The organism is Metabacillus rhizosphaerae (genome assembly GCF_037201795.1).
Classification (GTDB): Bacteria; Bacillota; Bacilli; order Bacillales; family Bacillaceae; genus Metabacillus; species Metabacillus rhizosphaerae.
The window spans coordinates 3,428,605-3,452,841 of the sequence record NZ_CP147403.1 but is presented as its reverse complement, the minus strand read 5'-3'; the positions used below and the strand labels follow the sequence as shown (position 1 = coordinate 3,452,841).

At 33.2% G+C, this 24,237-nt stretch carries 21 protein-coding genes; 9 read left to right on the top strand and 12 right to left on the bottom strand.

Translation table 11 applies throughout. The features are described from left to right. Positions 1-49 precede the first annotated feature (49 nt). From WCV66_RS16875 to WCV66_RS16865, 3 genes are all read right to left on the bottom strand, one after another. Positions 50-2,113 (bottom strand): HAMP domain-containing sensor histidine kinase, encoded by a 2,064-nt coding sequence (locus WCV66_RS16875; protein ID WP_338786200.1) that lies wholly within the window; start codon positions 2,111-2,113, stop codon positions 50-52. Next, on the bottom strand, positions 2,100-2,786 hold the full coding sequence (locus tag WCV66_RS16870; protein WP_338786199.1) for a response regulator transcription factor: 687 nt from the start codon (positions 2,784-2,786) through the stop codon (positions 2,100-2,102). The genes WCV66_RS16875 and WCV66_RS16870 overlap by 14 nt, the downstream gene beginning before the upstream one ends. Positions 2,787-3,730: 944 nt before the next feature. Continuing rightward, positions 3,731-4,249, bottom strand: coding sequence for a hypothetical protein (locus WCV66_RS16865; protein WP_338786198.1), 519 nt, complete (start codon positions 4,247-4,249; stop codon positions 3,731-3,733). 461 nt (positions 4,250-4,710) lie between these two features. On the opposite strand from WCV66_RS16865, the gene WCV66_RS16860 reads away from it, so the two are divergent. The 5 genes from WCV66_RS16860 to WCV66_RS16840 all read left to right on the top strand — a co-directional run bounded on the left by WCV66_RS16860 (position 4,711) and on the right by WCV66_RS16840 (position 9,473). Continuing rightward, positions 4,711-5,055 carry a hypothetical protein gene (locus tag WCV66_RS16860; protein ID WP_338786197.1) on the top strand — a complete coding sequence of 115 codons (345 nt, stop codon included), beginning with the start codon at positions 4,711-4,713 and terminating at the stop codon, positions 5,053-5,055. Between the two features lie 471 nt (positions 5,056-5,526). Then, positions 5,527-6,024, top strand: a complete 498-nt coding sequence (locus tag WCV66_RS16855) for a hypothetical protein (RefSeq protein WP_066333092.1) — start codon at positions 5,527-5,529, stop codon at positions 6,022-6,024. A 1,061-nt stretch (positions 6,025-7,085) separates the two neighbouring features. Beyond that, complete coding sequence (locus WCV66_RS16850) at positions 7,086-8,456, top strand: ATP-binding protein (protein ID WP_413789677.1); 1,371 nt, start codon at positions 7,086-7,088, stop codon at positions 8,454-8,456. 1 nt (position 8,457) lies between these two features. After that, the gene (locus WCV66_RS16845) at positions 8,458-9,147 is read left to right on the top strand and encodes a response regulator transcription factor (RefSeq protein ID WP_338786195.1); all 690 of its coding nucleotides are present in this window, start codon (positions 8,458-8,460) and stop codon (positions 9,145-9,147) included. A 179-nt stretch (positions 9,148-9,326) separates the two neighbouring features. Beyond that, positions 9,327-9,473: a hypothetical protein gene (locus tag WCV66_RS16840; RefSeq protein ID WP_338786194.1), complete on the top strand. Its 147-nt coding sequence runs from the start codon at positions 9,327-9,329 to the stop codon at positions 9,471-9,473. A gap of 376 nt (positions 9,474-9,849) precedes the next feature. Here WCV66_RS16840 and WCV66_RS16835 read toward each other — a convergent pair whose 3' ends face one another. Beyond that, positions 9,850-10,434: a YdhK family protein gene (locus WCV66_RS16835; protein WP_338786193.1), complete on the bottom strand. Its 585-nt coding sequence runs from the start codon at positions 10,432-10,434 to the stop codon at positions 9,850-9,852. Between the two features lie 1,782 nt (positions 10,435-12,216). Between WCV66_RS16835 and WCV66_RS16830 the strand changes: the two genes are divergently transcribed. Together WCV66_RS16830 and WCV66_RS16825 are read left to right on the top strand one after the other, a co-directional pair. Further along, positions 12,217-12,633, top strand: a complete 417-nt coding sequence (locus WCV66_RS16830; protein ID WP_338786192.1) for a DUF1284 domain-containing protein — start codon at positions 12,217-12,219, stop codon at positions 12,631-12,633. Between the two features lie 494 nt (positions 12,634-13,127). After that, complete coding sequence (locus tag WCV66_RS16825) at positions 13,128-13,616, top strand: CBO0543 family protein (protein ID WP_338786191.1); 489 nt, start codon at positions 13,128-13,130, stop codon at positions 13,614-13,616. Between the two features lie 173 nt (positions 13,617-13,789). Here WCV66_RS16825 and WCV66_RS16820 read toward each other — a convergent pair whose 3' ends face one another. The 7 genes from WCV66_RS16820 to WCV66_RS16790 form a co-directional block, all read right to left on the bottom strand. After that, positions 13,790-14,857 (bottom strand): ABC transporter ATP-binding protein, encoded by a 1,068-nt coding sequence (locus WCV66_RS16820; protein ID WP_338786190.1) that lies wholly within the window; start codon positions 14,855-14,857, stop codon positions 13,790-13,792. 41 nt (positions 14,858-14,898) lie between these two features. Continuing rightward, entirely contained in the window at positions 14,899-15,717 is an 819-nt protein-coding gene (locus tag WCV66_RS16815; protein WP_338786189.1) for a carbohydrate ABC transporter permease, read from the bottom strand. 18 nt (positions 15,718-15,735) lie between these two features. Continuing rightward, positions 15,736-16,707, bottom strand: a complete 972-nt coding sequence (locus tag WCV66_RS16810; protein WP_338786188.1) for a sugar ABC transporter permease — start codon at positions 16,705-16,707, stop codon at positions 15,736-15,738. 85 nt (positions 16,708-16,792) lie between these two features. Continuing rightward, positions 16,793-18,112 (bottom strand): ABC transporter substrate-binding protein, encoded by a 1,320-nt coding sequence (locus tag WCV66_RS16805; RefSeq protein WP_338786187.1) that lies wholly within the window; start codon positions 18,110-18,112, stop codon positions 16,793-16,795. A 33-nt stretch (positions 18,113-18,145) separates the two neighbouring features. Next, positions 18,146-18,967 (bottom strand): metallophosphoesterase family protein, encoded by an 822-nt coding sequence (locus tag WCV66_RS16800; protein WP_338786186.1) that lies wholly within the window; start codon positions 18,965-18,967, stop codon positions 18,146-18,148. A 55-nt stretch (positions 18,968-19,022) separates the two neighbouring features. Continuing rightward, a complete protein-coding gene (locus WCV66_RS16795) occupies positions 19,023-19,811 on the bottom strand; it encodes a tyrosine-protein phosphatase (protein WP_338786185.1) in 789 nt (262 codons plus the stop codon). Positions 19,812-19,827: 16 nt separating this feature from the next. Continuing rightward, positions 19,828-20,811 (bottom strand): metallophosphoesterase family protein, encoded by a 984-nt coding sequence (locus WCV66_RS16790; protein ID WP_338786184.1) that lies wholly within the window; start codon positions 20,809-20,811, stop codon positions 19,828-19,830. A gap of 340 nt (positions 20,812-21,151) precedes the next feature. Between WCV66_RS16790 and WCV66_RS16785 the strand changes: the two genes are divergently transcribed. Then, the gene (locus WCV66_RS16785; protein ID WP_338786183.1) at positions 21,152-21,802 is read left to right on the top strand and encodes a GntR family transcriptional regulator; all 651 of its coding nucleotides are present in this window, start codon (positions 21,152-21,154) and stop codon (positions 21,800-21,802) included. A 537-nt stretch (positions 21,803-22,339) separates the two neighbouring features. Further along, positions 22,340-23,152, top strand: a complete 813-nt coding sequence (locus tag WCV66_RS16780) for a glycerophosphodiester phosphodiesterase family protein (protein ID WP_338786182.1) — start codon at positions 22,340-22,342, stop codon at positions 23,150-23,152. A 220-nt stretch (positions 23,153-23,372) separates the two neighbouring features. Here the strand turns inward: WCV66_RS16780 and WCV66_RS16775 are convergent, their stop codons facing one another. Beyond that, positions 23,373-24,224, bottom strand: a complete 852-nt coding sequence (locus tag WCV66_RS16775; protein ID WP_338786181.1) for an aldo/keto reductase — start codon at positions 24,222-24,224, stop codon at positions 23,373-23,375. Positions 24,225-24,237: the final 13 nt, after the last annotated feature.

Sequence of the window (24,237 nt, the reverse complement as noted above, 5' to 3'; positions counted from 1 at the left end):
CCTTTGATGTCCTATTCCAACCCTGAAAAAAAAAGTATCAATCACTCTTTTAAGATTTATGTTTAGGTAGATAGATCATTGCTTTAAATAAATCTCCGTCAATTTGTATGTTAAATTTCCCTTTTTGTATTTCAATTAGGCTTTTCGCAATGGATAGTCCTAACCCGCTACCTTGGCTAGATCTGGATTCATCGCCTCTTTTAAAACGCTCCATTAATTCGTCTGCTGAGATATTTAACTCAAAAGCTGAGACGTTTTTGAAGGTAAGAAGGATATCACTGCCTAAATCCTCGATAGAAATATATACCCTTGAGCCTTTAAAGGCATATTTAAATATATTGGATAATAAGTTCTCGATGGACCTCCACAATAATTTCCCATCTCCTGTAATATATACCTTCTCCTTTGGATAATTCATCTTAAATTCTAAATCTAATGCTTCAATTTTGTCATTCACTTCCCCTAGCCCCTGGGTTATTAAAGACAAGATATCAATTTTCTCAAAATTAACTGGCATGTTTCCGCTGGACGCCTTTGTAGCTTCAAATAAATCATCTGTTAATATTTTTAGCCTTTTTGATTTTTGATCTAGAACTTCGATGTATTCTACTGATTTTGATGGGTCCTTTTCATTTTTCAATAAGTCCACATAGGTAATAATGGAGGTTAAGGGGGTTCTTATATCATGCGATACATTGGTTATTAACTCCGTTTTTAACCGCTCACTTTTTAGTTCGCTATCCACTGATTTTTTCAAACCATCAGTAATACTGTTGATACCGGCAGCAAGACTTCCAAACTCACCTTTTCCAGCAACTTCAAGTCGATGATGAAGATTCCCATCCTTTATTCTCTCTACCCCATCCTGTATTGCTTTAAAGGACTTGATTTTTTTAAAGGCAAACCAGGCTGCTACGCCAATCGTTACCGGGAACATGAAAAACGTTAAAGCAACTAATATCGGATAACCGATAACAATTAGTACAGTCTTTACGCCAACGCTTCCGCTGCGGTATACATCTCCTATAAATTTAACTAATTTGTAGATGATTGTATAAATCAATGTATGCTTGATAAGTGTTTTATTTTTGAAATGCTTTACGAGAGACAAAACCAGCACGAATCCCAGAATAGCGAAAGGAATTGTTATTGGTATGATTAGTTTTACGATATTTTCAAACAAATCATCTACCAATGTAACCCAAAGTGGTAATAGGCATATACAAATCACTATATTAATATCATTATATAATTTATCTACTGCTAGTAAGTGCAGCTCTTGATCCTTAAATGACTTTCTTCCTATTACGAGTACAAGATAAACAAATGAAAGGATAAATCCTGCCAAAAATCCTACTAAACTATATAAGTTTTTTGTAGCAATGGCTTTGTTTTCTTGCCATTCTTTCGTTTTTCGATCTAAAAATTCTTCCGTAAAAGCAACAGAGATTACCGTGTTTTCTAGATCCAATTCATCTGTTTTTTCAGTTATCCGATACAAGTATTCATTTTCATTCGCTTCTTTTGGATAAAAATCTCGTTTGTACCCCTCAAAAATCATATAAGCAGGGTAAGTTTTAAACTGTTCTTTTTCTATCTTTGTATTATTTGTAAACACATTTGTTCCATCACTGCCATAAAACAACGGCGCTTCATACGTTTCAAGATTTTGCATTAACAAATGAAATTCTCTTAAATCTTCCTTAATCAGCTCATCCTTTGCCTGAGATATTTTGTCTTCATATTCCTCTTTAAACATTTCATAATTTTTTTCTTCACTTAACTCAGGATTATACTTTCTGGAATTAAGTTGATAATCTGAAAATAAGTTTTCCTCTGTACTTTTCCATTCCTCTTCACTAATCGTTTCGCCACTTAAAATATGTTCCTCATTCTTATATTCCCCGATTAGTCTTGTGAGATCACTTATGATCCTCTCACTTTCTTGTATATATGTTCTGCTCTTTAAATAATTGCTTTCAACTACGCTATTAAAATCGCCATCATTTACGATCTCTACTTCTACAAATGCTCTAATGACACCCGTAAAACATACGATCGCAATCATAAAAACAATAATTTTCGTTATAATGGAATGACTATATTTTTTCAACTTTATATCCAACTCCCCACACCACTTTCAAATATTTTGGCTCTCTCGGATTTATTTCTATTTTCTCTCTGATTTTTCTAATATGAACAGTTACGGTATTTTCCGGACTAAAAGATGTTTCATTCCATACCTTTTCATAGATTTCCTCGATGGAAAATACTCTACCTACGTTTGCAGTTAGAAGCTTTAATATCTTATATTGTACTGGTGTCAGATGGACGTCCTCCCCATCGATGGTGACATTTTTCCTTTCATCATCAATCATAAGTCCCCCAGTATGATATACATTGCTTCTGGTTTCAAGACTGCCTAATGTTGTATATCGTCTCAGCTGTGATTTAACCCTTGCGATCAACTCCAGGGGATTAAATGGCTTGGTGATATAGTCATCTGCCCCTAAATTTAATCCTAAAATTTTGTCCGAATCCTCTGATTTGGCAGAAAGCATGATCAATGGGATATTATTTTCTTCCCTAATTATCATAGTAGCTCTAATCCCATCCATCTTAGGCATCATAATATCCATAATAATAAGATGAATCTCATGATACCTGATTACTTCTATGGCTTCTACTCCATCAAAAGCTTTGAATATTATATAGCCTTCGTTTGCTAAATAGATTTCTATAGCATCTACAATGGCTTTATCATCATCACAAACCAATATGTTCATGAAAGTTCACTCCTATATGTGATTTTCAATAGATATCCCTTCCCTTTATTATTTCTACTAAGGGAATAATACCAATCATATCTTAACAAACACTTTATGTAATTCTTAAGATTTTCTTAGTGATTTAATATGTTTACTCATAACAAACGTGATAATGGAAATAGGACAAACGCCAAACTAAATTAGTTTGGCGTTTTCAATCAATTTTCATATATGAATTATTATTATTATTATTATTAACTTTAGATATATTTTTCACTCAATATGAACCTCTCTCAAATGAATTGATAAAAGACAAATTAAGTTATTCTTAAGAAATCAATTGTGCTTTTGTTAAGTTCTTTTAATTATATTAATAACATAAATGGTTAGATTCACTTCGAGGGAGAATAACTATAAGAGAAAAAAAAGGTATATATACTTTTAACAGATACAGGTCTTTGAAAAAGGAATGTCCAAAACTAAAGGGCATTCCTTTTTACGTTTTTCAACAAACCCGCCTTTATCTACAGTATGTTTTTCTATCGTATTTAACGTATGTAATGATACAAAAACGACCAGATTTCTATCTTTGTGGAAACATTATATACAGTTATTTTTTATAGTATTTAACGTATTCAAAGGTATGAGGAAATGGACTTGGGTAACTAGAGAAAGAAACAAACCTGAAGTTTAGTAAGCGAAAGCGCGGTAGGTGTGATAGATAGGCTCGTTGCCTGATCGGAAAAATGCTACAGCCTCAGGATCAATTGTACTCACAGAAGGCTCAAGTCATGCCCTTAAAACGTGTATCTATGACTACATGTAATCAACGATAAAAGGTGCATTCTTTTAACTTTTTTGAGCTGATACTGTTGATAAGGGCCATTTTGTTGAAACTTTGATTCCTAACAAGGTTTTACTGGCTCGTTAGCCGTACGCCTGTATAAAACTCTTATTGGACTTCAATATTCAATTATAATGCTACCAAACAGGTTATTTTCAATATAAGCATCCATTTTCCAAATTCCTTTTGCTGGTAAATTCAAATATCCTACGGATTCACCATAGTGATGTGGGGGTTTAACTATCTCTTCGTTTGGTACACCAATAGAGCTTTCAAATGCTGTAACAGTTTTTCCGTCCTCTTTACTTGTCCCAATTATTTTCACTTGCTTTTTGAATAACTGTTCCGTCTTTTCTGTAGATCCTCCCCAAAAATGAAGTAATTGTTTATTATTTGTGCCAGCATTAACTGGTGCTTCAACAATAGCAAACTTGCCTTTAACTCCACGCAAACCATAAGGTACATCTTTTCCATTTGGACCTGGTTTGGAGATTGTAAAGGTAGGGCTAACTTTACATTCATCCATTTTAGTCTCTGATGATGTAGGCGTATTTTTTTCCTTAACTGCAGATAAATTTTCACTTGAACAGCCTGTTAGTAGCAAAAATGTACAAATAGATATAAATATATTCTTCACATGTCACCTCTCACAAATTTTTCATAAATAATTCGATATAATAGATAAAAGACCTGCTATTAAATTAAATGATTTACCTTTTAACTCTTATAAATTTCTTCTTTGTTTATTCTTTTTTAATTGAAGCATAGTACCATAACCATGCTCCAAAACTGAATAGCACTCCTATAATTATAATAAAACCAGCTGTCTCCATAAAAGACCTCCTTAAATTACCTTCCTTTAAATTTAACATATAATTCCATTTATAAATATACTTTCCTTCTTAAACAAACAACAAAGCTTTGCATTATTCAAGTCTCACTCGATTAACATAAAAAAAGAGCACAATTCTTGCTACACAATTGCGCCCGTTTCTTGAATATAGTTCATACAAAATGAGTAACTTCATTTTCACCTTACATAAATATTTTGCATTTGGGCAAAATTATAGAAACAAATCTAATTGGAGAACAACATTTATGATTTTACTTTCTCTTTTCTTAATGTTAGGTGGGTTATTAATTATTAATGCTATTTACGCTTACCAGACTAAGCACATTGACTCTAATTTTTTTCATACTTTATGGTACTATATTAAACTTGTACCTTTTTTCCTGTCTGCGAGTATGATGATTGGATACGGAGTAAAATATTTAACAAAAATTGTAGATGACTTAACCTTCTCACTTATTGTATCTAAAGGAATTGAGATCCTAGTTAGTGTAGCAATTGGATACATATTTCTTAAAGAAATTCCCAATTGGCGTACAGGGATCGGTATCACAATTATATTAATCGGTTTTTGGATATTAAAAGGAAAATAAGAAAGAGCTGTAAAGTGACAATAAAGTTACTTAATTTTAAAACTTCAAACACGTATAACCCCGTTCTGATTTTTAGTACGGGGTTAAAATAAACTTGTTTAATTTTTGATGTAAGAAACTTCAAAGTCGTTTAAATCTAAGGGTTCTTTCACATAGCGCACTATTGTTGAAGATTATATATTATTTAATAGTTATTTACTTACTGATACTGTTCCCCGTAATGTATGTAAACACAAATTTCTATTTGACCATAAAGTATATATCAGATTTAAATAGAAAGCACCAAGCTTAAATGGTATATAAAGAATGAGATAAAACCCTTTAAACCGGTAGCCACCCCAAACATTATCCCCAATTGGAATGTTATTCAGCTTAACCATCAATGTTTCAGTTACTTTTATCGGATAAATCGAATAAATTTATGAACCGAGAGTAACACTACACATAAAACTAATATGGGGTATTAATGACATGAAACAGATTATTCTCTGGTCACTCTTGATATTGCCTTGGGCGTCCTTGCTTTTTTTGAAAATGAATACTGTACGCAGGTACATGCCGGTCGCTCTTTTTATGACCGTTATTCATACCTTGGCATATCAAGCGGCTTACCATTACGGATGGTGGAAAGAGACAGGTTCCAGTCTGTTCGGGTGGGATAAAGTCGTCCCGGTTCCTTGGGTGTATGGAGCATATTTAGTTATAGTTATCTGGATATTCCGCTTTACTTTCGGGAAATTTTGGATGTATTTAACTGTCAATATACTTTTGGACGGGTTATTTATGTACATCGTTTACCCGGTATGGCAACGGATGGGGCTTGTTTCGAGTGAATCGACTTTGTCTACAATAGCTATTGTTGCTATGATGGTCGGTTTTGCAATTATCATCTATCTGTATCAACTGTGGCAGGACGAAGTCTTCAAACAGCCTAAAGCGAAACTCATAAATGACCAAGAACTGACTTAGCGTCCCCTTCATTGGAGAAGGAAAGCAAAGTAACCGAAGAGGGACATAGGGACAGGTCATTTGTCCCAACAATTGATCTTTTAGGATATTAATAGAAAGATCTAGCTAGCGTTTGTTTAATAAAGAGAGACATACCTTACTTGCAACTCATTGTTTCTCTATTTCACTGACATTTGCTCAAATACAAATATTTATTGGTACCAATTAAAGTGCCTAATTATCCAATACAAGTTTATAACCTTTTTCCCATATGCATTACATTCACAGGGACAATGAACCTGTCCCTGTGTTCCCCTGATTTTTCCTTCATCTAACCACCTGACCGTTAGTTTAAGTGTAGTAACCCTTCATAGCCTTCATAATTTTCATTGTGACTGATATTAAACATACTGGTATTTCACATAAAAAAACCTACTCTTCAATTGGTAAATTCATTTCTTGCCCGTCTCCTAAAACTGTGACTGTTTTCGCCTGTAAGCCCATAAGCTTCTTAATGGCTTCATATGAACGTCCCTTTTAGCGGATTTTCTTCCCACAATATATAGGGGCAGTTTAATTCAAATAACACTTTTCAAAAAACACGTGTATATTTTGAATACAGATAATATATATCACTAACTCGACTTAGTTAATCTTGCTGCTATAATGGTTCTAAATTAATCACGACAAAAGTTCCTATTTTTTGCTAATCTCTTTAGAGAATGTAGGTTTTATCTACCTTTTATACTGAAGTATTTTACTCAATATTATCTTTAAAATATCTTTTACTGTCATGAATTAAGGTGATTTCAGGTTCGAGATTTATTTAATTTCGTATAAAACTTGGTATATATATCTGTCCAGTCTTGGTTAATGTTAGCTTATTCAGTTCAATCACCTCAGGATTAATGGTTATTTGAATAGAATAATTAAAAAGTGTGAAGAAAATATGCATTTTTTAAGCTATAAGTTTTTATTTTGAAAGATTTTATGTAATGTTAAAGAAAAAATTAAAATATTCAATCTGCATAATTTCTCAACATTTCCGCTGTAAAATATCTCTATACTCGTAAAGGTGAATGATTATGAAAATCTCAATTAAATTAGGCTTATGGTTCTTTATTTGCATTTTCATCATTGAAACTTGTTCAATGATCTATTTACATCGTAATGTCGTGCATTCTCTTGTCAATGAAGAACTATCATCATTAAAGGCAAGAGGAAATAGCCATCGTGATGTTCTTGAAATGTCATCTGATAATGCTACTCTACATCACATTGGATTAATGGAATCACAAACAGATACAGAAGTCGTGATTACAAATACAGACGGTAAAATATTAGAAACATCTAAGGCGATCGACGATGATATGGGGAAATTATTAAGTATAGCGATTTATGATATACCAAGAAATGGACTCATATTACAATCAGACTTGCAAAAGGAAAAGTACATTGCAACGGTTTCATCTTTTGATGGAGGAAAAGAAAATCAAGGATATGTTTACATGTTCAAAAGCAAAGATCAGATTCATCATTTTATTTCACAATTAAATAACCATTTCATACTTGCTGCATTACTGATCCTATTTTTTATGTTGATAACGATTTTCTTTTTATCTAGAGCTTTAACAAAACCCCTTGTTTCGATGAAAGAAGCAACTAGAAAACTAAGTAATGGAGATTTTTCTGTTTCTCTTCCTGTTACTTCAAATGATGAGCTTGGTGAGTTATCAAAATCTATTCAAACATTGGCTAATGACTTGAATTATTTAAAAAAGGAGAGAAATGAATTTTTAGCAAGTATCTCTCATGAACTTCGCACTCCTCTAACCTATATAAAAGGTTATGCCGATCTTGGAAGAAGAAACGCTTTAGATGAAACAGAAAGAATTAATTACTTAAACATCATTCATGAAGAAGCAGATCATGTAAGTGTTTTATTAAAAGAATTATTTGAACTTGCAAAGATGGACCAAAATGCCTTTTCCATTTCTAAAGAACGTACTAACATTTGTTTATTCCTTCAATCTATTTTTGGAAAAGTACTACCTGCATTTAAAAGTAAGGGAATTCATTTGGAGTTAAATTGTAAGGAAGATTTTTTCGTTGAAATTGATCCTATACGCTTTGAACAAGTCTTTTTAAATCTATTAGACAATGCTCTAAAATACTCTAAAGAAAATACAACTACTTCGCTTGAAGTCTTGCAAGTAAACAAAAATATAATAATATTTATCAAGGACCAAGGAAAAGGAATTCCTTATGAAGATTTACCTTATATCTTTAACCGCTTATACCGTGTTGACAAATCCCGATCCAGATTGACTGGTGGTTATGGATTGGGATTGGCTATTGTAAAAGAAATAGTAGAAGCTCATAATGGTGAAATTTCAGTTGATAGTCAAGATGGTAAAGGAACATGCTTTAAAATCGTATTAAAGGAGCACTAAAATGAAAACCGTTTTACTGATCGATGATGAACAAAGAATGCTTGATTTATTATCTTTATATTTATCTCCTTATGGTTACACGTGTATAAAGAAAGTCTCAGGAAAAGATGGTATACAGTTTTTGGAGAATGAAGATGTCGATATTGTCCTTCTTGATGTCATGATGCCTGAAATGGATGGTTGGACAATCTGTAAAAAAATAAGAGACTTTTCGAATGTTCCCATCATTATGTTAACGGCTAGAAGTGCTAAGGAAGATATCGTTAAGGGATTAAAAACTGGTGCAGACGATTATTTATCAAAACCTTTTAACGAACAGGAATTGCTAGCAAGAATCGAAGCTTTGATTCGTCGGATTAGTAGGCATAAAAATGAAGAAGGGCATGTTACTTTTAAAGGTTTAACTTTAAATAAATCAACCTTTGAATTACGATATCTTAATGAAGGAATTACATTGACGCCAAAGGAATTTGCCCTATTAGAATTATTTTTGAACTACCCTAATAAGGTTTTCTCACGGGAGCATCTGCTTACAACTATATGGGGACTAAGAGCCGAAACAGAAGACAGAACAATTGATTCTCATATTAGAAACATCAGAGATAAACTACGTCATGCAGGATTTCCAGTTGATAAACATTTGAAAACCGTTTGGGGTGTCGGATATAAATGGAGTTCAGATGCATACTAGTGACTCCGACAATTAACTAAACGTGAAAATATTATTTCTCGAGCTTTCAATATACTAGCACATTTCCTTGTATTGGTAGTTCCGTCTAATGGACGTAGCCTTATATTATTACCTAATTAGAAACATACTTAATGTAAAGTGCAAAATGGTAATGGTACTTTTTACGAGGAGGTTACATAATGAAAGATAATGGTGATCAAATTAGCGAAGGGTTAAATCAAATATTAGAAATCATTAATGCAAAAGGAGACGCTGGGGAAATAAATAATATAGTGGAAAGATCCAACAACGATTTCGATAGGTCCAAGAATGATACTAAATCTTAAATTAAGAACAACGTGAAATTCTACGATAAAGCATGTGTCAATGTAGTCAGAACTTTTTTTGAACACTATTTTTATGTGGAACTTTAATTTAAAAGAAAAAGAGCTTATCTATTTTTGATAAGCCCTTTTTAGATTTTCTATTAATTTAAATTGGCTGTTTTCGCAAACTTTGTTGTTTTTAAAATAGTATTGGGTTGGTTGATTGCAGCGAGAGGATGCTCGCTTTCCGTGGGGCGGGCGATGAGACTCCTCAGCGCGAAGCGCCTGCGGGGTCTCATCTGTCCCGCTATTCCCACAGGAGTCTCGCATATCCGTTCCAATCACCCTAATCAGTTTTGTTCAAAAACAACAATCTTTTAGAAAAGAGCCTTTAAATTTATTTTGGTGAAAGTTCACTTTCCGTTACCCATTTGTGATTTTTAACTTCTTCTCCTCCGTTTGTCGGAGTGTAATCGACCATATACACTGTTGTTGCTTCAGCTGAATCAATTACAGCTGTTGCTCCTTGCATCCCTTCCATATGATCTGCATTTATGATAACTTCTGTTCCTGGCTCGAAGGTTTTATCTCGAGCATCTTCAATTTCCTCGTGAATAACCCATTTATGATTTTCTACTCTTTCTCCACCAGTTGTTGGGGTATAGGAAACAACATATGCGGTGGTTTCATAGGCTCCTACAATTGTTGCTTCAGCATCCTTCATCCCTTCCATATGGTCTGTTTCAAGAATAGCTTGACTTCCGACTTTATAGGTAGGATTTTCAGCCTCTTTCAATCCATCCGGAACTTCGTCTGAGCCAGAATGGTTCATTTTAGAATGGTCCATTTCCATATTTTCTTCAGAACTTGAATTCATGTCAGTGTTTTGATCAGGTACATTTTCCTCACTATCACTTGCACACGCTGATAACGCTAATGCTAAAATCATTGAACCAATTCCCATTCCAATTTTTTTACTCATTATTCTCCTCCTATCTACTTATAAAAGTAAACATTTCTAACTAATCAGTTACTTTTTAACATGCTTCCTAAAATAACCTTTTCTATCGCTTCTAATGGGCCTAACAAAAGATTAACAAAAAAATTTGCAGAAAATATGCATATTATCTATTTTAAATTTTCAAATGTTTTACAAGTTCCTAATTTGACTTTAGATTTTTATATAATTGTGCATAAATTAGGTAGGATCAATAGCTATATAAAACTCTTTGTTATTAATACATGGTTGTATTTATTGCATAAGCATAAGGGACTTTCAAATAGAAAGTCCCTTAATGCTTATAAAAGTCTAATTTAATAAATGTTCTTTATAAAAATATCCGATTAAAAAATATAAAACCTGTAACAAACAAAGATAAAGTAAATATCGAAATACCTGCTACTAAAACCCACTGGAATTGTTCCCATAAAAAAATTACTTACTTTTGATAATTTACCGAATGAAAACCGAAATGGTCTTCGAAATAGCTGGTACCGTTTGCCTTAGACGTGGTCTAGAGAAATGCCCATTATGATCTGGAAATCTTAAGATTGATAATTCCATCTCCGGCTTAACAGGATTATGCTTTGTAGGTTAACATCCTAAGTTTTTTCGATACCATTTAATGGACTCGTAAACGTCTTTTACGGGTATGTAAATACAAGTTAAACCTGTAATATCTTCTTCCAGTTTCTTCTTTAAATTGATTTCTTCATTAATTTGCATTTTCTCATTTCTCCCTTCTCATTATTTTCAACTACATCGAATATAGACCTTAATAGATCCTCATAGAGATCAAATTTTTCAGCCCATAATGAAATATCTTCGAGTAGTGGAAAGCCTGGGTTATTGTTTGTAATTTCCTTTCTTTTTTTTTACAATGAACATATTTGCTCATCGATTTAACCGTTCATCATAATACTCGGTCAGTCGTTCAAAAGGCATTCTTTTCATTACATTCCCACCTCATTATTTAATAATCTCCGCTTTAATATTAACAGAAATTGGAACTAAGTATAATTTTTCTTAAGCTAACCTTCCCTAATGCTTAGTACCAGTTATTTTAAAATCAATAAAGAGACTTACCCTATTATAGATAAGCGTCCGATTATTGGATAAGCTGCTGCATTATTGGCTAACTATGCAATATATTCCATCAAACGTCGAACTTTTTACGATTCTTCAATTAAATCTTTATTAATAAAATATCAACCTTTTATGTCTTTCTAACACTAATAAATACACCAATAAGAATCGGTAATATTGCACATAGAATAAAATAAAAAGCTCCAAAGCTCATTCCAATAAAAAATAACAAAATTCCGTATATAGGACCAAATAAAAATATCAATAAATACTTAATGACTTTGTTTTCGATCAATTTAAATACAATAAAACTGTATGAAAAAACACAAATAACTATTAATAAAGCCACCATCTTAATCACCTCTTTTTAGTGATGTGTGTATCTTCCATTATCTTATTGAAATTCGAAGCATGTTACCCTGAACATCGTTAATAAAAAAAGTTCCTTCTAATAACTAATTCTATTATTTCACTCTAGCCCATTTAATTGAATAACTAAAATCTGAAATCACTCATAAAATCACTTCATTCTTATTTATCTAACCTGCCCCCTCTTTAGTGAAATAAAAAGTTCCCAATTGATCAGGTGTGATATGTTATCATAAAAAAGTACGTTAACTAATTACTTATTTTAGTTAACATTTAAATTTAATTAACCTGGCAACTGGGGGGGATTTTGTGTATAAACTGCGAGGTCATCATATTTTTTGCCTTCTAGGATATCGGGGAATGGGCTATTCCCAAGAATACATTGAAAATATGACACGTTTGCATCAAACCTTGAGAGAATACCCTAAAACGTGGATTTATCTTGTAGAGGGACCTGATCAGTTGTGTGAAAAGTATCCCAACTCAGGTGAATACCACTGCAAAGACAACAATATTTATGAAAGAGATTCCGCTATATTAGAAAAATTGGGACTCAAAATCGGACAAATTCTGAAATGGGAGGACATTGAGTCGAAAATCAGAAAGTATATCGCACCCTCTGATATTAAAACAGTGTGTGAAAATTGTTCCTGGCGTTCATATGGTGTTTGTGAGGAAGGAATTCAAGAGATTCTTGAAGGAAAGGGTTTAAGGGAAGTTAAATAAGCCTTTCTCCTTTTATTAAAAAGTTCCTAGTTTATTATTTATTCCTTAAATTAACCTTCACGTTACTAAAGCGCGATTGCTCATGTTGAACAATCGCGCTTTATTGTTGATGATATATTGCTTTAAATAAACTAGGTAGTTTTAGTTTTTAACCTTTCTTCTTAAACACTTCACTAGTGAATCCTATAATACAAATTAATATTAGAACTGGTATAACGATAGGGACTAAGTAGCCGAGTAAGTCTACAACTGTTCCTAAACTCATATTAATTTGTATAAAATGTTAATTTGATCTAATTCTAATGTCTCCAATTTATTACTGGTATTTCTCAGGCAGCAGCCCTTGTTTACCGAAGAACACTCCTTCACTACATAAGCGAATTGCGTATTAAGATAAATTATCCTCAATCAAAAAAGTAATAAGTTTTCATGTATAAATATTAATCATTAACCGGAAATTAAATTTATAAATAACATTAATGGAAGGACACCTTATGAATAAGTTCGAAAAAAATACACTTAGATTTTTATTATTATTCAGTATAGTTTCTTTTTTAAATTTAATGAGAAAACCTCCCGTGAAAGACTGGATGCTAATTTTTTTATTCAAAGGATATCTTTCCTCAATTCTAGATAAGTTAGTTGTGAGAAAAGGCTATATTTCATATCCAGTTAAGTTATTTAAGTCGTTTGACATTAGTTTTATATTTGATTATTTGCTCTATCCAATTGCATGTGTATATTATAACCAAGCAACAAAATCTTCGAACTTATTTGGTATTTTAATTAAGTCACTCTTTTTTAGTGTACCAATGGCATTAGTCGAGCATTTCTTTGAAACTAGAACAAGCTTAATTCGTTTTAAAAAGGGCTGGACTTCCTTTACCAGTTTTTATTCGTTAACAATTACATTTTTAATTTCAAGAACATTTATTGCTTTTATTAGAAAACTTTCTAATAAACCAGTTCAAGAAAATAGTTAGGGGCTGGTTTATGTCGCTTGTTGTGTGATTTCTGTAATGTCTGAAATGAAATAAGCGCGTATCCTTGTTCATGGATAGCGAGTTCAAAGCAACTAAATATTTTTAGTTGCTTTTTTATCTTTTCTCATCTTTTTGTTTGCTTTTCCCACAATTAATAAATAATTCTATGATAATCAAGAATAGACTAGCTCATTTTCATTTATTTTTTCTTTTTGTAATTTCTTAATGGTTCTCATTATATGATCATCTTTTTCTACTCGATTCCCCTCTATATTAAACACCATTAATTTGTCAAAGGAGAAATGAACATCCACATTTTCACTAATTTCATCCCAACAACTTTGTGTTCTAATATTTAAATTTCCAATATTTGTTTCCACACGATAAATCGTCTCTCCTCCAAGTTGCTCTATTGCAAGGATTTTTCCAGGTATATTTACATCACTGTCAATTTGATCTGTATTCACAATACCAATATCTTCTGGGCGTATACCTAAATACATATTGTCGAATTCAATGATGTTTGTCGGTGGTGAGCCGATAAATTGCGCTACAAATAAATTTGCCGGATTCGTATAAATCTCTTTCGGCGTACCTTTCTGCATGATTTCCCCATGATTCATTATTATGATATATGAACCCATTGACATGGCTTCTACTTGATCATGAGTAACGTATAAAAACGTTGTTTTCAACTGTTGATGCAATTCAATTAACTCTTGTCTCATTTGATTTCTTAGTTTAGCGTCTAAGTTTGATAGGGGTTCATCCATCAAAAAAGCATGTGGACGCTTAACAATTGCACGGGCAAGAGCAACGCGTTGCCGTTGTCCGCCTGATAATTGAGCCGGACGTTTATTCGCATGATCTGTAAGTTCTACCAATTTTAAGACATTTTGAATGATTTCTTCACGTTCTTGTTTAGGTACTTTTTTAATTTTCAGCCCATACTCGATATTCTTGTAAACTGTCATATGAGGGTATAGGGCATAGTTTTGGAAAACCATTGCAATATTTCGATCTTTTGGTTCTTCATATGTGACATCTTCCTCATTAATAAGCAATCCCCCGCTAGTTGGTTCTTCAAGTCCTGCAATAATTCTTAATAAGGTTGATTTTCCACATCCAGACGGGCCGAGTAAAATCGTAAACGAACCATCTGGAATTTCAACATCAATTCCTTTTAATATTTCATTCGAATTAAAGGATTTTTTAATATGATTAATCGTTATTTTTCCCATTTTCACAACTCCTAAAGTAGGCTTAAGCAAGATTGAATAGATTACTTAATTCCAAATCGAACAAAAGAATCGACGACTTGTCTCTGTAATACAAGATAAATAATCAGGATAGGGAGACAAGAAACTGTTGTCGCTGCCATAAGTGAACCCCACATGTTGACATCTGAATTTACGAACGATTTCAACCCAATTTGGATTGGTGCATTTTCCATCTGCTTTGTTATGAGCATTGGCCATAAATATTCATTCCACCCGTTAATAAACAATAAAATGCCGAGAGAGACTATCGTTGATTTAATATTTGGTAATATCACATGTAGTAAAATGCCAAAATCACTTTCCCCATCAAGTCTAGCTGCTTCAATAAGCGCAACAGGAAATGCTTTAAAGCTTTGATAGAGTGATAGAATAGCAAAAGTCGACACGGCAAATGGCAATACCACTCCTAACAATTGTTCATTCAATCCCATCTGATTGATAAGAACATAGTTTGGAATCATAATCGCTTGAAAAGGAATTAACCATGATAAGCTAAGCAAAGTGTAAATGAAAAAGCTCCCTTTAAATTGCCAGCGTACAAGCGCATAACCAGCCAAAAGACTAGTGATAAGCTGCAGTGCCGTCATTAGGATTGCAATGATAAATGAATTAAACATCATTCTTACTATCGGCATTTCAGAAAAAGCATAAACATAGTTTTCAATAGTAGGTTTAAAAGGAATGAATGATGCAGTAAAAATCTCTGATTCATTCTTGAATGATGAAATAATCATCCAATAGATAGGAAAAATGGCAATGATACACATGATAATTAATAAAAGATGCTGAACCACATTTAAAAGTCTTACTTTCCTTTTCATTTTCTATAATCTCCTATCTTAATTATCATAAAATGCAAATTTTCTAGAAACATAATTGAGTACTAATGCAATTATCGCGAAAACGAAAAAGAACAAGATCGCAGCTGCAGAACTTAGACCTGCATTCAGATTAGAAAATCCATATTTATACATTTCATAGTAAATATTTGTTGATGAACCAAAAGGTCCTCCCGCTGTTAAAATATCAATATAGGCAAAGGTAAACTGACTTGAAAATAACATGCTCATAGTCAGCATAAAAAAAATAGTTGGTGATAATAAAGGGAGTGTAATATCGATAAAACGTTTAAACCTGCTTGAACCATCTAAAGATGCTGCCTCATAATAGTCTTTGTTTATGCTTGTTAATGCAGCAGAAAACATAATTGTACTAAATCCAATTAAACTCCATCCGGTCATAAATAAGATAATCCACTTTGCAAAACGCGGATCTGAAAAAAATGCAATATTGGTGTCGATTAATCCTGTTTTAAGAAGAAAGATATTTACTAAACCATTGCTAGGATGAAATAGCCATCTCCAGATTGCACTAACAGTAACCGGCGCTAAAATCATAGGAATAAAAAAGATAACGCGATAGACATTTTTTATTTTTCCAGTCATACCATGTGTGGAAACCGCCAAAAGCAATGGAATGATAATAGAGAAAGGAAGTAAACCAATCGTATAAAAGATTGTGTTTTCAATTGATATTAGGAAATCTTTATTATTGAATAAACGAATAAAATTTTCTAACCCTACAGGTTCAGGTGTCGTTCCTGGTACCATACTCCACTTTTGGAAGGCTAAATAGAATGTTGATAATAACGGTTGATACATCCAAATGCCAAGCAGCAATATAGCCGGCAATAAATAGAAATATGGTTTAAACGTTTTTCTTTTCCTGCCTTTTTTTGAAACACTTTTTCTAATAACCGGGGGTTCATTTGACAATGGCGGTTGATAAATATTTTCGAGTGATTTACTCATACCGTTTCCTTTCTTTTCAAAAAATATTGGAATTGTGCTGTAATAATAGTTTCTATTTTCACAGCACATTTCTCTCAAAGAATCTTTAGTTGATCATATCGTTAATTTGATTTTCTGCTTCTGTTAACGTCTCTGCTACCTCTGCATCAGTTGATACTGCTTTTACAATTGCATCCGTAAAGATTGATGTAGATTCAGTAGCATATTCTCCCGGCCAGATAGCCACTGGGTGCATTTGTTCTAATTGTTTAAGATTAATTTTATATAACGGATTTTTATCAACGAAATCTTTTAAATAGTTTGGGTCATCTGCAAGTCCAGTGCGTAAAGGCAAGTATCCTACTTCTGAAGTGATAATCGTATATCCTTCATTTCCAGTTACATACTTGATAAACTCCCAAACCGCTGCATTTTTTTCTGCCGAATCAGGCCTTACCGCTAAAGCACTTCCTGAGTTTACTGGTACTGATGGTTTATCACCAAATTGTGGAAGTCCAGCACCGTATAATTTCCAGCCGCCAGCTTCAGCAGCTTTGGTGAAACCGCTATGCAGAGCTGTTGATGTAATAAACATACCTAGGTTTCCAGCCATAAATTGTTCCGGCATTTCCGTATCAGTACCTACTGCATGAGATCCATTTTTATAGAGATCCTTCCACATTTCAATTGCTTCAATGCTTTCTTTATTAGCAAACGTTGCTTCCTTTCTATCCTTAGAAAGCATTTGGCCACCATTACTTAATATAATCCCTTCTGTGGTCCAACCGTTATTTGGAGCTAGACCAAAACCGTCTTTTCCAGTTGCTTCTTTAATTTTTAAAGAGTACTCTTTAACTTCTTCCCATGTTTTCGGCGCATTGTTTGGGTCTAAGCCAGCTTCTTCAAATAGTTTTCCATTGATAAAAACAATTGGCGTACTAAATGTGAAGGCTAATCCATACATCTTGCCATCAATTTTTCCCAATTCTAATGCATTAGGAGCAATACCTTTGAAATGTTGCTTCAATTCATCTTTAGGGAATACATCTTCATACGCTTTTAATCCAAGAGTTTCTTTCGAATTATCTAAAGTTGAGAATGTATGTTGGATAACATCTACTTGTTTTCCTGCTGCTATATCTGCCTTAAATTGCTGAAAAGATTGATCGGCCACCCCTTCAACAATAACTCCTTTTTCCTTCCCAACCGTGTCATTAAATTCTTGAATTAAATGCTCTATGCCTGCTTTCATTGTTGGATAAGCTAAACTATAGGAATAGAAAGTAATTTTCGTTGGATTGTTTGGATCTAATTTTCCTAATTCTGCTTGATTTGAAGTTTCTGATGATGTTGCACATGCACTCAATGCCGAGATTACTAAAGTGAAGACAATAAACAGTAAAAAAAACTTTTTAGTAGATTTCATTAGAAATGTCCTTTCTTTCGATAAATTTTTTGATTAGTTATGTTGTAATGCCTGCAATGAAAAGCTTAAAATTGTGTTAATATCATCAGGGAATCTTACAGTTTGAACAGCAATTCCTTTTTTATAAACTGTACATAAGCTAAATCCTGTCCGATCATTCAAATGCATGCTTTCGTTACTAACATTCACGCCAAATGCCGTACCATCTGCAGTAGATAGCAGAATTTTGCCATAAGAGCTTACTTTATTCTGATGCGTATGTCCGCTTAAAACGGCAATGACATCTGTATTATTAATGATGTTAAGAACTTCCTTAGAATTTGTAAGAGCGTGGCCATCATTCACTTTACCTGCTTCAAGCGGATGATGAACGACTACTAAACTGCCATTTTCAGCAGGAGTTTTCAACACATTTTCAAGCCAATCTAGTTGATTTGCATCAATTATACCTACACCACTATGATCATGACTTGAGTCTAAGACAATCAATCTGTATCCATTGATATCCTTTTCATAGAAAAGTTGATCTGAACAATTTGCTTTCCCTTCGTAACCTTCCCAATATGCAGCTGTAACGTCATGGTTACCAAGAGCGGTATATACAGGGATATCTTCCACATGATCCTCGATAATTTGTTTAAAGTATGCATAATCACTCGCATTACCCTCATGTACCAAATCCCCGCTAATTAAAATGAAGTCAGGCTTTTGCGTTAGAGATTTAATATTTTCTAAAATTTTCATTAAAAAATCAGTCGGATTACCATTCGGCCCATCGATTTTTTCTAGTAAACTGCCTTTGTAGTTTTGCAAAATATGGGTATCTGTAATATGAAGAAAGTTAAGTTTATTCATTTTATTTACCTCACTCCCCGTTCTTTTTTGTTCTCATTTACAACTTAATAGTTCGTTATTCTAAACAATAATCTTTAATTCTTTCACGTATTTCTTGAGTAATGCCAAATTCTTCTGCAAGATATGCTTCGAAATTACCGTATATCCTAACAATAGAATCCATTGATGCTTGCAGATAATTTTCTTTCAGTAGCAGTGCATCTTTAAATCGAGCAAGTTCTTCTTCGGAAATATCCTTTGCCGCTTCGTTAAACATATTGTTATGGAAATCTTCTAATGTACGATTCGACATTAGGAAATCTGCCAATACCGTTTCATATGGTACTCCAAGAGTTATAAGGATAAGCATCGCACCAACTCCCGTACGGTCACGTCCGCCCGTACAATGGTGAACAAGTGGCAAATTCTCTTCTGGATTTTTAAGAAGCTCCATAAGTCTTTGATACGAAGCATTTTGAATAGGTATTTTTGCATACATATTAGTGAACATATCTTTAGTAAATAGCTTATAAAATTCACTTTTAACTATTTCATTAGAAGATGCCTGTGCTGTAAGTTTATCCTCAACTTGAACTGGAACTCGTTTGTTTTTAGCTTGTCCTATTATCGGATCCGGTTTTCTATCTGCTTCAACTTTGTCACGATAATCAAATACATATTTTAGGTTTAATGTTTCTAAATAGGTTTTATCTTCTTCCGTTAATCCTGTTAATTCAGCTGCTCGGAACAAAATTCCTTTTTTCACTCTCCTCCCATCTAACGTTATTAACCCACCCATATCACGAAAATTGACAACACCTTTTAGAGGCAATAAACACTCCAGCTCCATCGTTTCTTCTGTCATTTAGATCACCTCTTATTTAATTGAACTTTTCATCTATTTTAAATTTTTCTAATGTTGAAACTACGTTTAGATCAATTACATTAAAGTTTGTTTTCCCATTTTTAACTGTTACCAAGAGAATATGGTCAATGGATCCAACCCCTTCACCGTGCCAGCATGCACCTGTTCTTCCCATTTGGATATGATCGCGGCCGTTTCTTTTCATAACTTCTAACTGATGAAGGTGTCCAGCTAACATCGTGTATTCTCTATTCTTCAGCATATCTTCAAGATGTTGAAACTGAGTGTCTTTTGTTTTCCAGCCAGGCTTATGCATTAATACAAAAGTCTGGTTTACATCTTCGTTTTCTTTAAGTACATTTTCGAAAAAAGCAAGTTGTTCATCACTAATATTTGGAAGATTACCTTTTTCTAGATCTTCCTTTGAAGCCATACTCATCATTTGATTGAAAAATGCTTGAACATACTCTTTTGATTTTTCAGGCTCACTTGTGACATCTTGAGTCACCTTTCGAAATACTTTCAGAAAATCTCCTGACATTCCTTCTGGCGACTCTTCAGTATTAACAAATAAAAATAGTGCATCATGAAAGCGGAATGCATAATATTCAAAACCCTTTCGTTCCCGCCAAACCTTTACCATTGTTTCATTCCCATAATCGTGATTTCCAACAATGTGGAAAAAAGGAAGTTCGAGTTTTTGTAACAAATGATCAACATAATCCCATTCTTCATGTGCTTCTTCTTCATGATTCCAATAGCCTTCAATTAAATCTCCAACACATAATACGAAATCTGGTTTTAACTCTTGAACGAGATCAAGCCCTTTTTCAAAGACACCCGGAGTTGTAATCCCACAACGGTCACCTACTATAGCAAACGTAAAATCACCTGTCTTTGTCGGCTTCAAATCACCAAACCATGGGCGCTTATCAGTAGTAAACTTTTCATTTTCATAATAAATTTCGATCGCTTTTTTTTGATCAGTTAAAGTAATCATTTTCATTCTCCTTTTCAATATGTATCAATCTTCTATTAGCATACAAGTAGCATGTTAATAGAATGTTAAAGTGATGTTAATTATTGTTTTGCAAATATTAAAAATTGTATAAATGTAGTGAAGTTTGTAAAATTTTGTAGTTTTCCTTAAAAAGTTGGTTTCGAATCGATATAATGGAGTGATAAGCTTTTAATATTACTAATCATTTTTTGTGTATATAAACTTTTTTCCATCTAACAACCTTAGTTTTAAATACATTTACTATAGAAAGGATAAATTTCCAAAGGGGATACTTATAAAATTTCTATATTTTTATAGTTATAGCGGAAAGGAAATTGAAATGATATCTACATCTCTAATTGATACTGCTTACACAACCATTCGACAACAAATTCTATCCTGTGAATACATGCCAGGAAGTCTGTTATCCATATATAAGCTTGCTGAAGAGCTGCAAATGAGTCGAACTCCGATTTCCAATGCGATCGCTCGATTGGAACTAGAAGGTCTTGTAGTTGCATTAAAAAATCGGGGAGTAATGGTAAAAGAAATCTCTTCCAAAGAAATCATCGATATGTTTGAGGTAACTTTTGCTCATCAGATGTATGTCCTGGAATTAGTCGAACATTCCGATCTTTACACGTTTAATATGAATGAGTTAAAAAATATATTGGATCAACAACTAAAGGAAAAAGAACAAGGTAGCTATTTCGAATATGCGAATCTTTCTCTGTCATTTTTTAGAAGCTTCATAGCAACGGCAAAAAACAATGTGATGCTGCAAATTATGGACGCTCATCGAGATAAAATTGTGATGACTTCTGTTGCAAACTATAAGCTTTATCCTCAGCAAAGATATTTCTCAGGTGCACATTATAATGGGGCAATCTATGAGGCATTACTAGTAGAAAACTTTCAGAAGGCTAGACAACTATTAAACGAATGGCGACAAAAAACGCGTGAACGAGTCATGATGAGTGGATCATTTTAAGATCCAGGAGATGAGTAACAAGTTAAACTGCACTCCAATTGTTAGACATAACTAATAATTGGGGTGCAGTTTATTATAGCTAACTTTTCTCCAGAGAAAAATTGAACAAATGGGTTGTTATTAGAAAGTCCATCGTTATTCAATTCTTGCGGCCTTTTCTTGAAGACTGGATATCAAAAAACTATTAATATTGATCTTCTGTTTTTGCTCCCGAATAAGGAATTAGATTATCTTTATCAAAGAATCTTCAAATGGAGCTGTTAAAGATCCTTTTCATTTAATTTCTTCTCTTATTTTTATTTTGTTGGCAATGTGACTGTGATTTTTCTTCTATAATTCTAATTTATTACTAACCGAAGATACTAATGTATTCAATGAGTAGTTAATAATAGTCTTAGATGTTTTATACTCAATTTTTATGTAACGACAAAAAATAACAAAATTATCTTGAAAATTAATAAAAAATTAATGTTCTATTTACATTGTTTATGTATTGTTAAATCGTAGTACATATTAAAGAATAGGATGTGGAGAACAGTGAAGAAGAAAAGAATTTTGTCATTGTCTGTACCGATTATGTTGGCAACATCTTTGTTTGGAAGTGCTGCAAGTGCAGCCCCCAATGATAACTGGTTACAAAGCAGTAAAACAGAGTTAAGTGCTCACCGTGGTGCACAAGTGGCCGCTCCTGAAAACACATTAGAAGCGATAACTCAGGCTGGACTATTAGGATATGGCTTTGTTGAGATTGATGTCCAAAAAACAAGGGACGGCCAATACATATTAATGCATGATAAAACGGTTGACCGCACTACTACAGGCTCTGGAGAGGTAAAAGATTTAACATTAGAAGAAATTCAAAGTTTTGATATTGAAGATATAGAAGGAAAAGTAACAGATTATAAAGTACCAACACTTGAGGAAGTGTTAGAGGAAGCTCATAAATACAATATTGGTATCAATTTTGATGGTTCAAAAGGCGACTGGGATGATAAGGAATTCGTAGACGATATTATGGAAGAAGCTGAGGAAGCTAAAGTATTAAATCATTCATTCTTTGTACTAAGTAATGATGATATCCGAAATCAATTTAACGAATGGTACCCAGAAGCAACTCTGACATTCCTTGGAAATGCATTGAAGAATGTAGATGCTGATATTGAAGAATTGAAACAATATGATAATGCCATTTACTCAACATCAATTAACAATGTAGATGAAGAAACTGCCAAAGAAATTAAAAAAGCAGGCCTAAAACTGCATGTATACTCAGTTAACACTGCTGAAACATACGAAAAAGCGAAAAGTATTCATCCACGATTGATTGAAACTGATGTGATTATACCTTAATATCATTGATGGAATAAATGAATATTTTTTGTCCACTCACGGTATTTACTAAAAATAATGGACTAAGAAGAATGTTGCATTCTAATAGAAAAAGCGTGTGAATTCACAATAAAATTCACACGCTTTTATATGGATTTATCACCTTAATATGCACACAACAGTTTTTAGGTGGAAGACTCACCCCAGAATAACATTTTGATTGTGTTGATAAGAAGGAACATTAAATATCAAGTTTACGAGTACCAATCCATTTCACCATTTCAGGATCCCTATGTGAAAAGAACAGACTTTCTTTCGTGTCTAATGAAGCAATTTTCTCCATATCTTCTTGGCTTAATTCAAAGTCAAAGATATTGAAGTTTTCAATGATTCTTTCCTTACGAATAGTCTTTGGAATCGCAACGACACCTCTTTGTGTTAACCATCGTAAAATAACCTGGGCAACGGATTTATTATGCTTTTCGGCTATTGATACTAAATTTTCGTTCTGGAACATGTTATTTTTTCCTTCAGCAAATGGTCCCCAAGACTCTATTTGAACATTGTTCTCTTTCATAAACTTATGACTTTCTATTTGCTGGCAGAAAGGATGTGTTTCAACTTGGTTTACGGCAGGAACTACTTCATTATGAAGGATCAAATCCACTAGACGATCACTCTGGAAGTTACTAACTCCAATTGCTCTGATTTTTCCTTGCGCGTTCAATTCCTCCATTGCACGCCAAGAACCATATACATCGCCGAATGGTTGATGAATTAAATATAAATCCAGATAATCCAATTGCAGTCTTTCCAGTGATTTTTCGAATGCTTTCTTTGTACTCTCGTATCCAGCATCCTGAACCCAGAGTTTTGTGGTAATAAACAATTCCTCTCTTGGTACACCACTACGCTTGATTGCTCTACCGACTGCTTCTTCATTTAAATAAGAGGCAGCAGTATCGATCAGACGATAGCCCGCCATAATAGCGTCATAAACCACTTGTTCACATTCATTTTCATCTTGAATTTGAAATACACCAAAGCCTAGTATGGGCATTTCAATACCATTGTTTAACATAACTTTTTGCATATTAAGTCCTCCT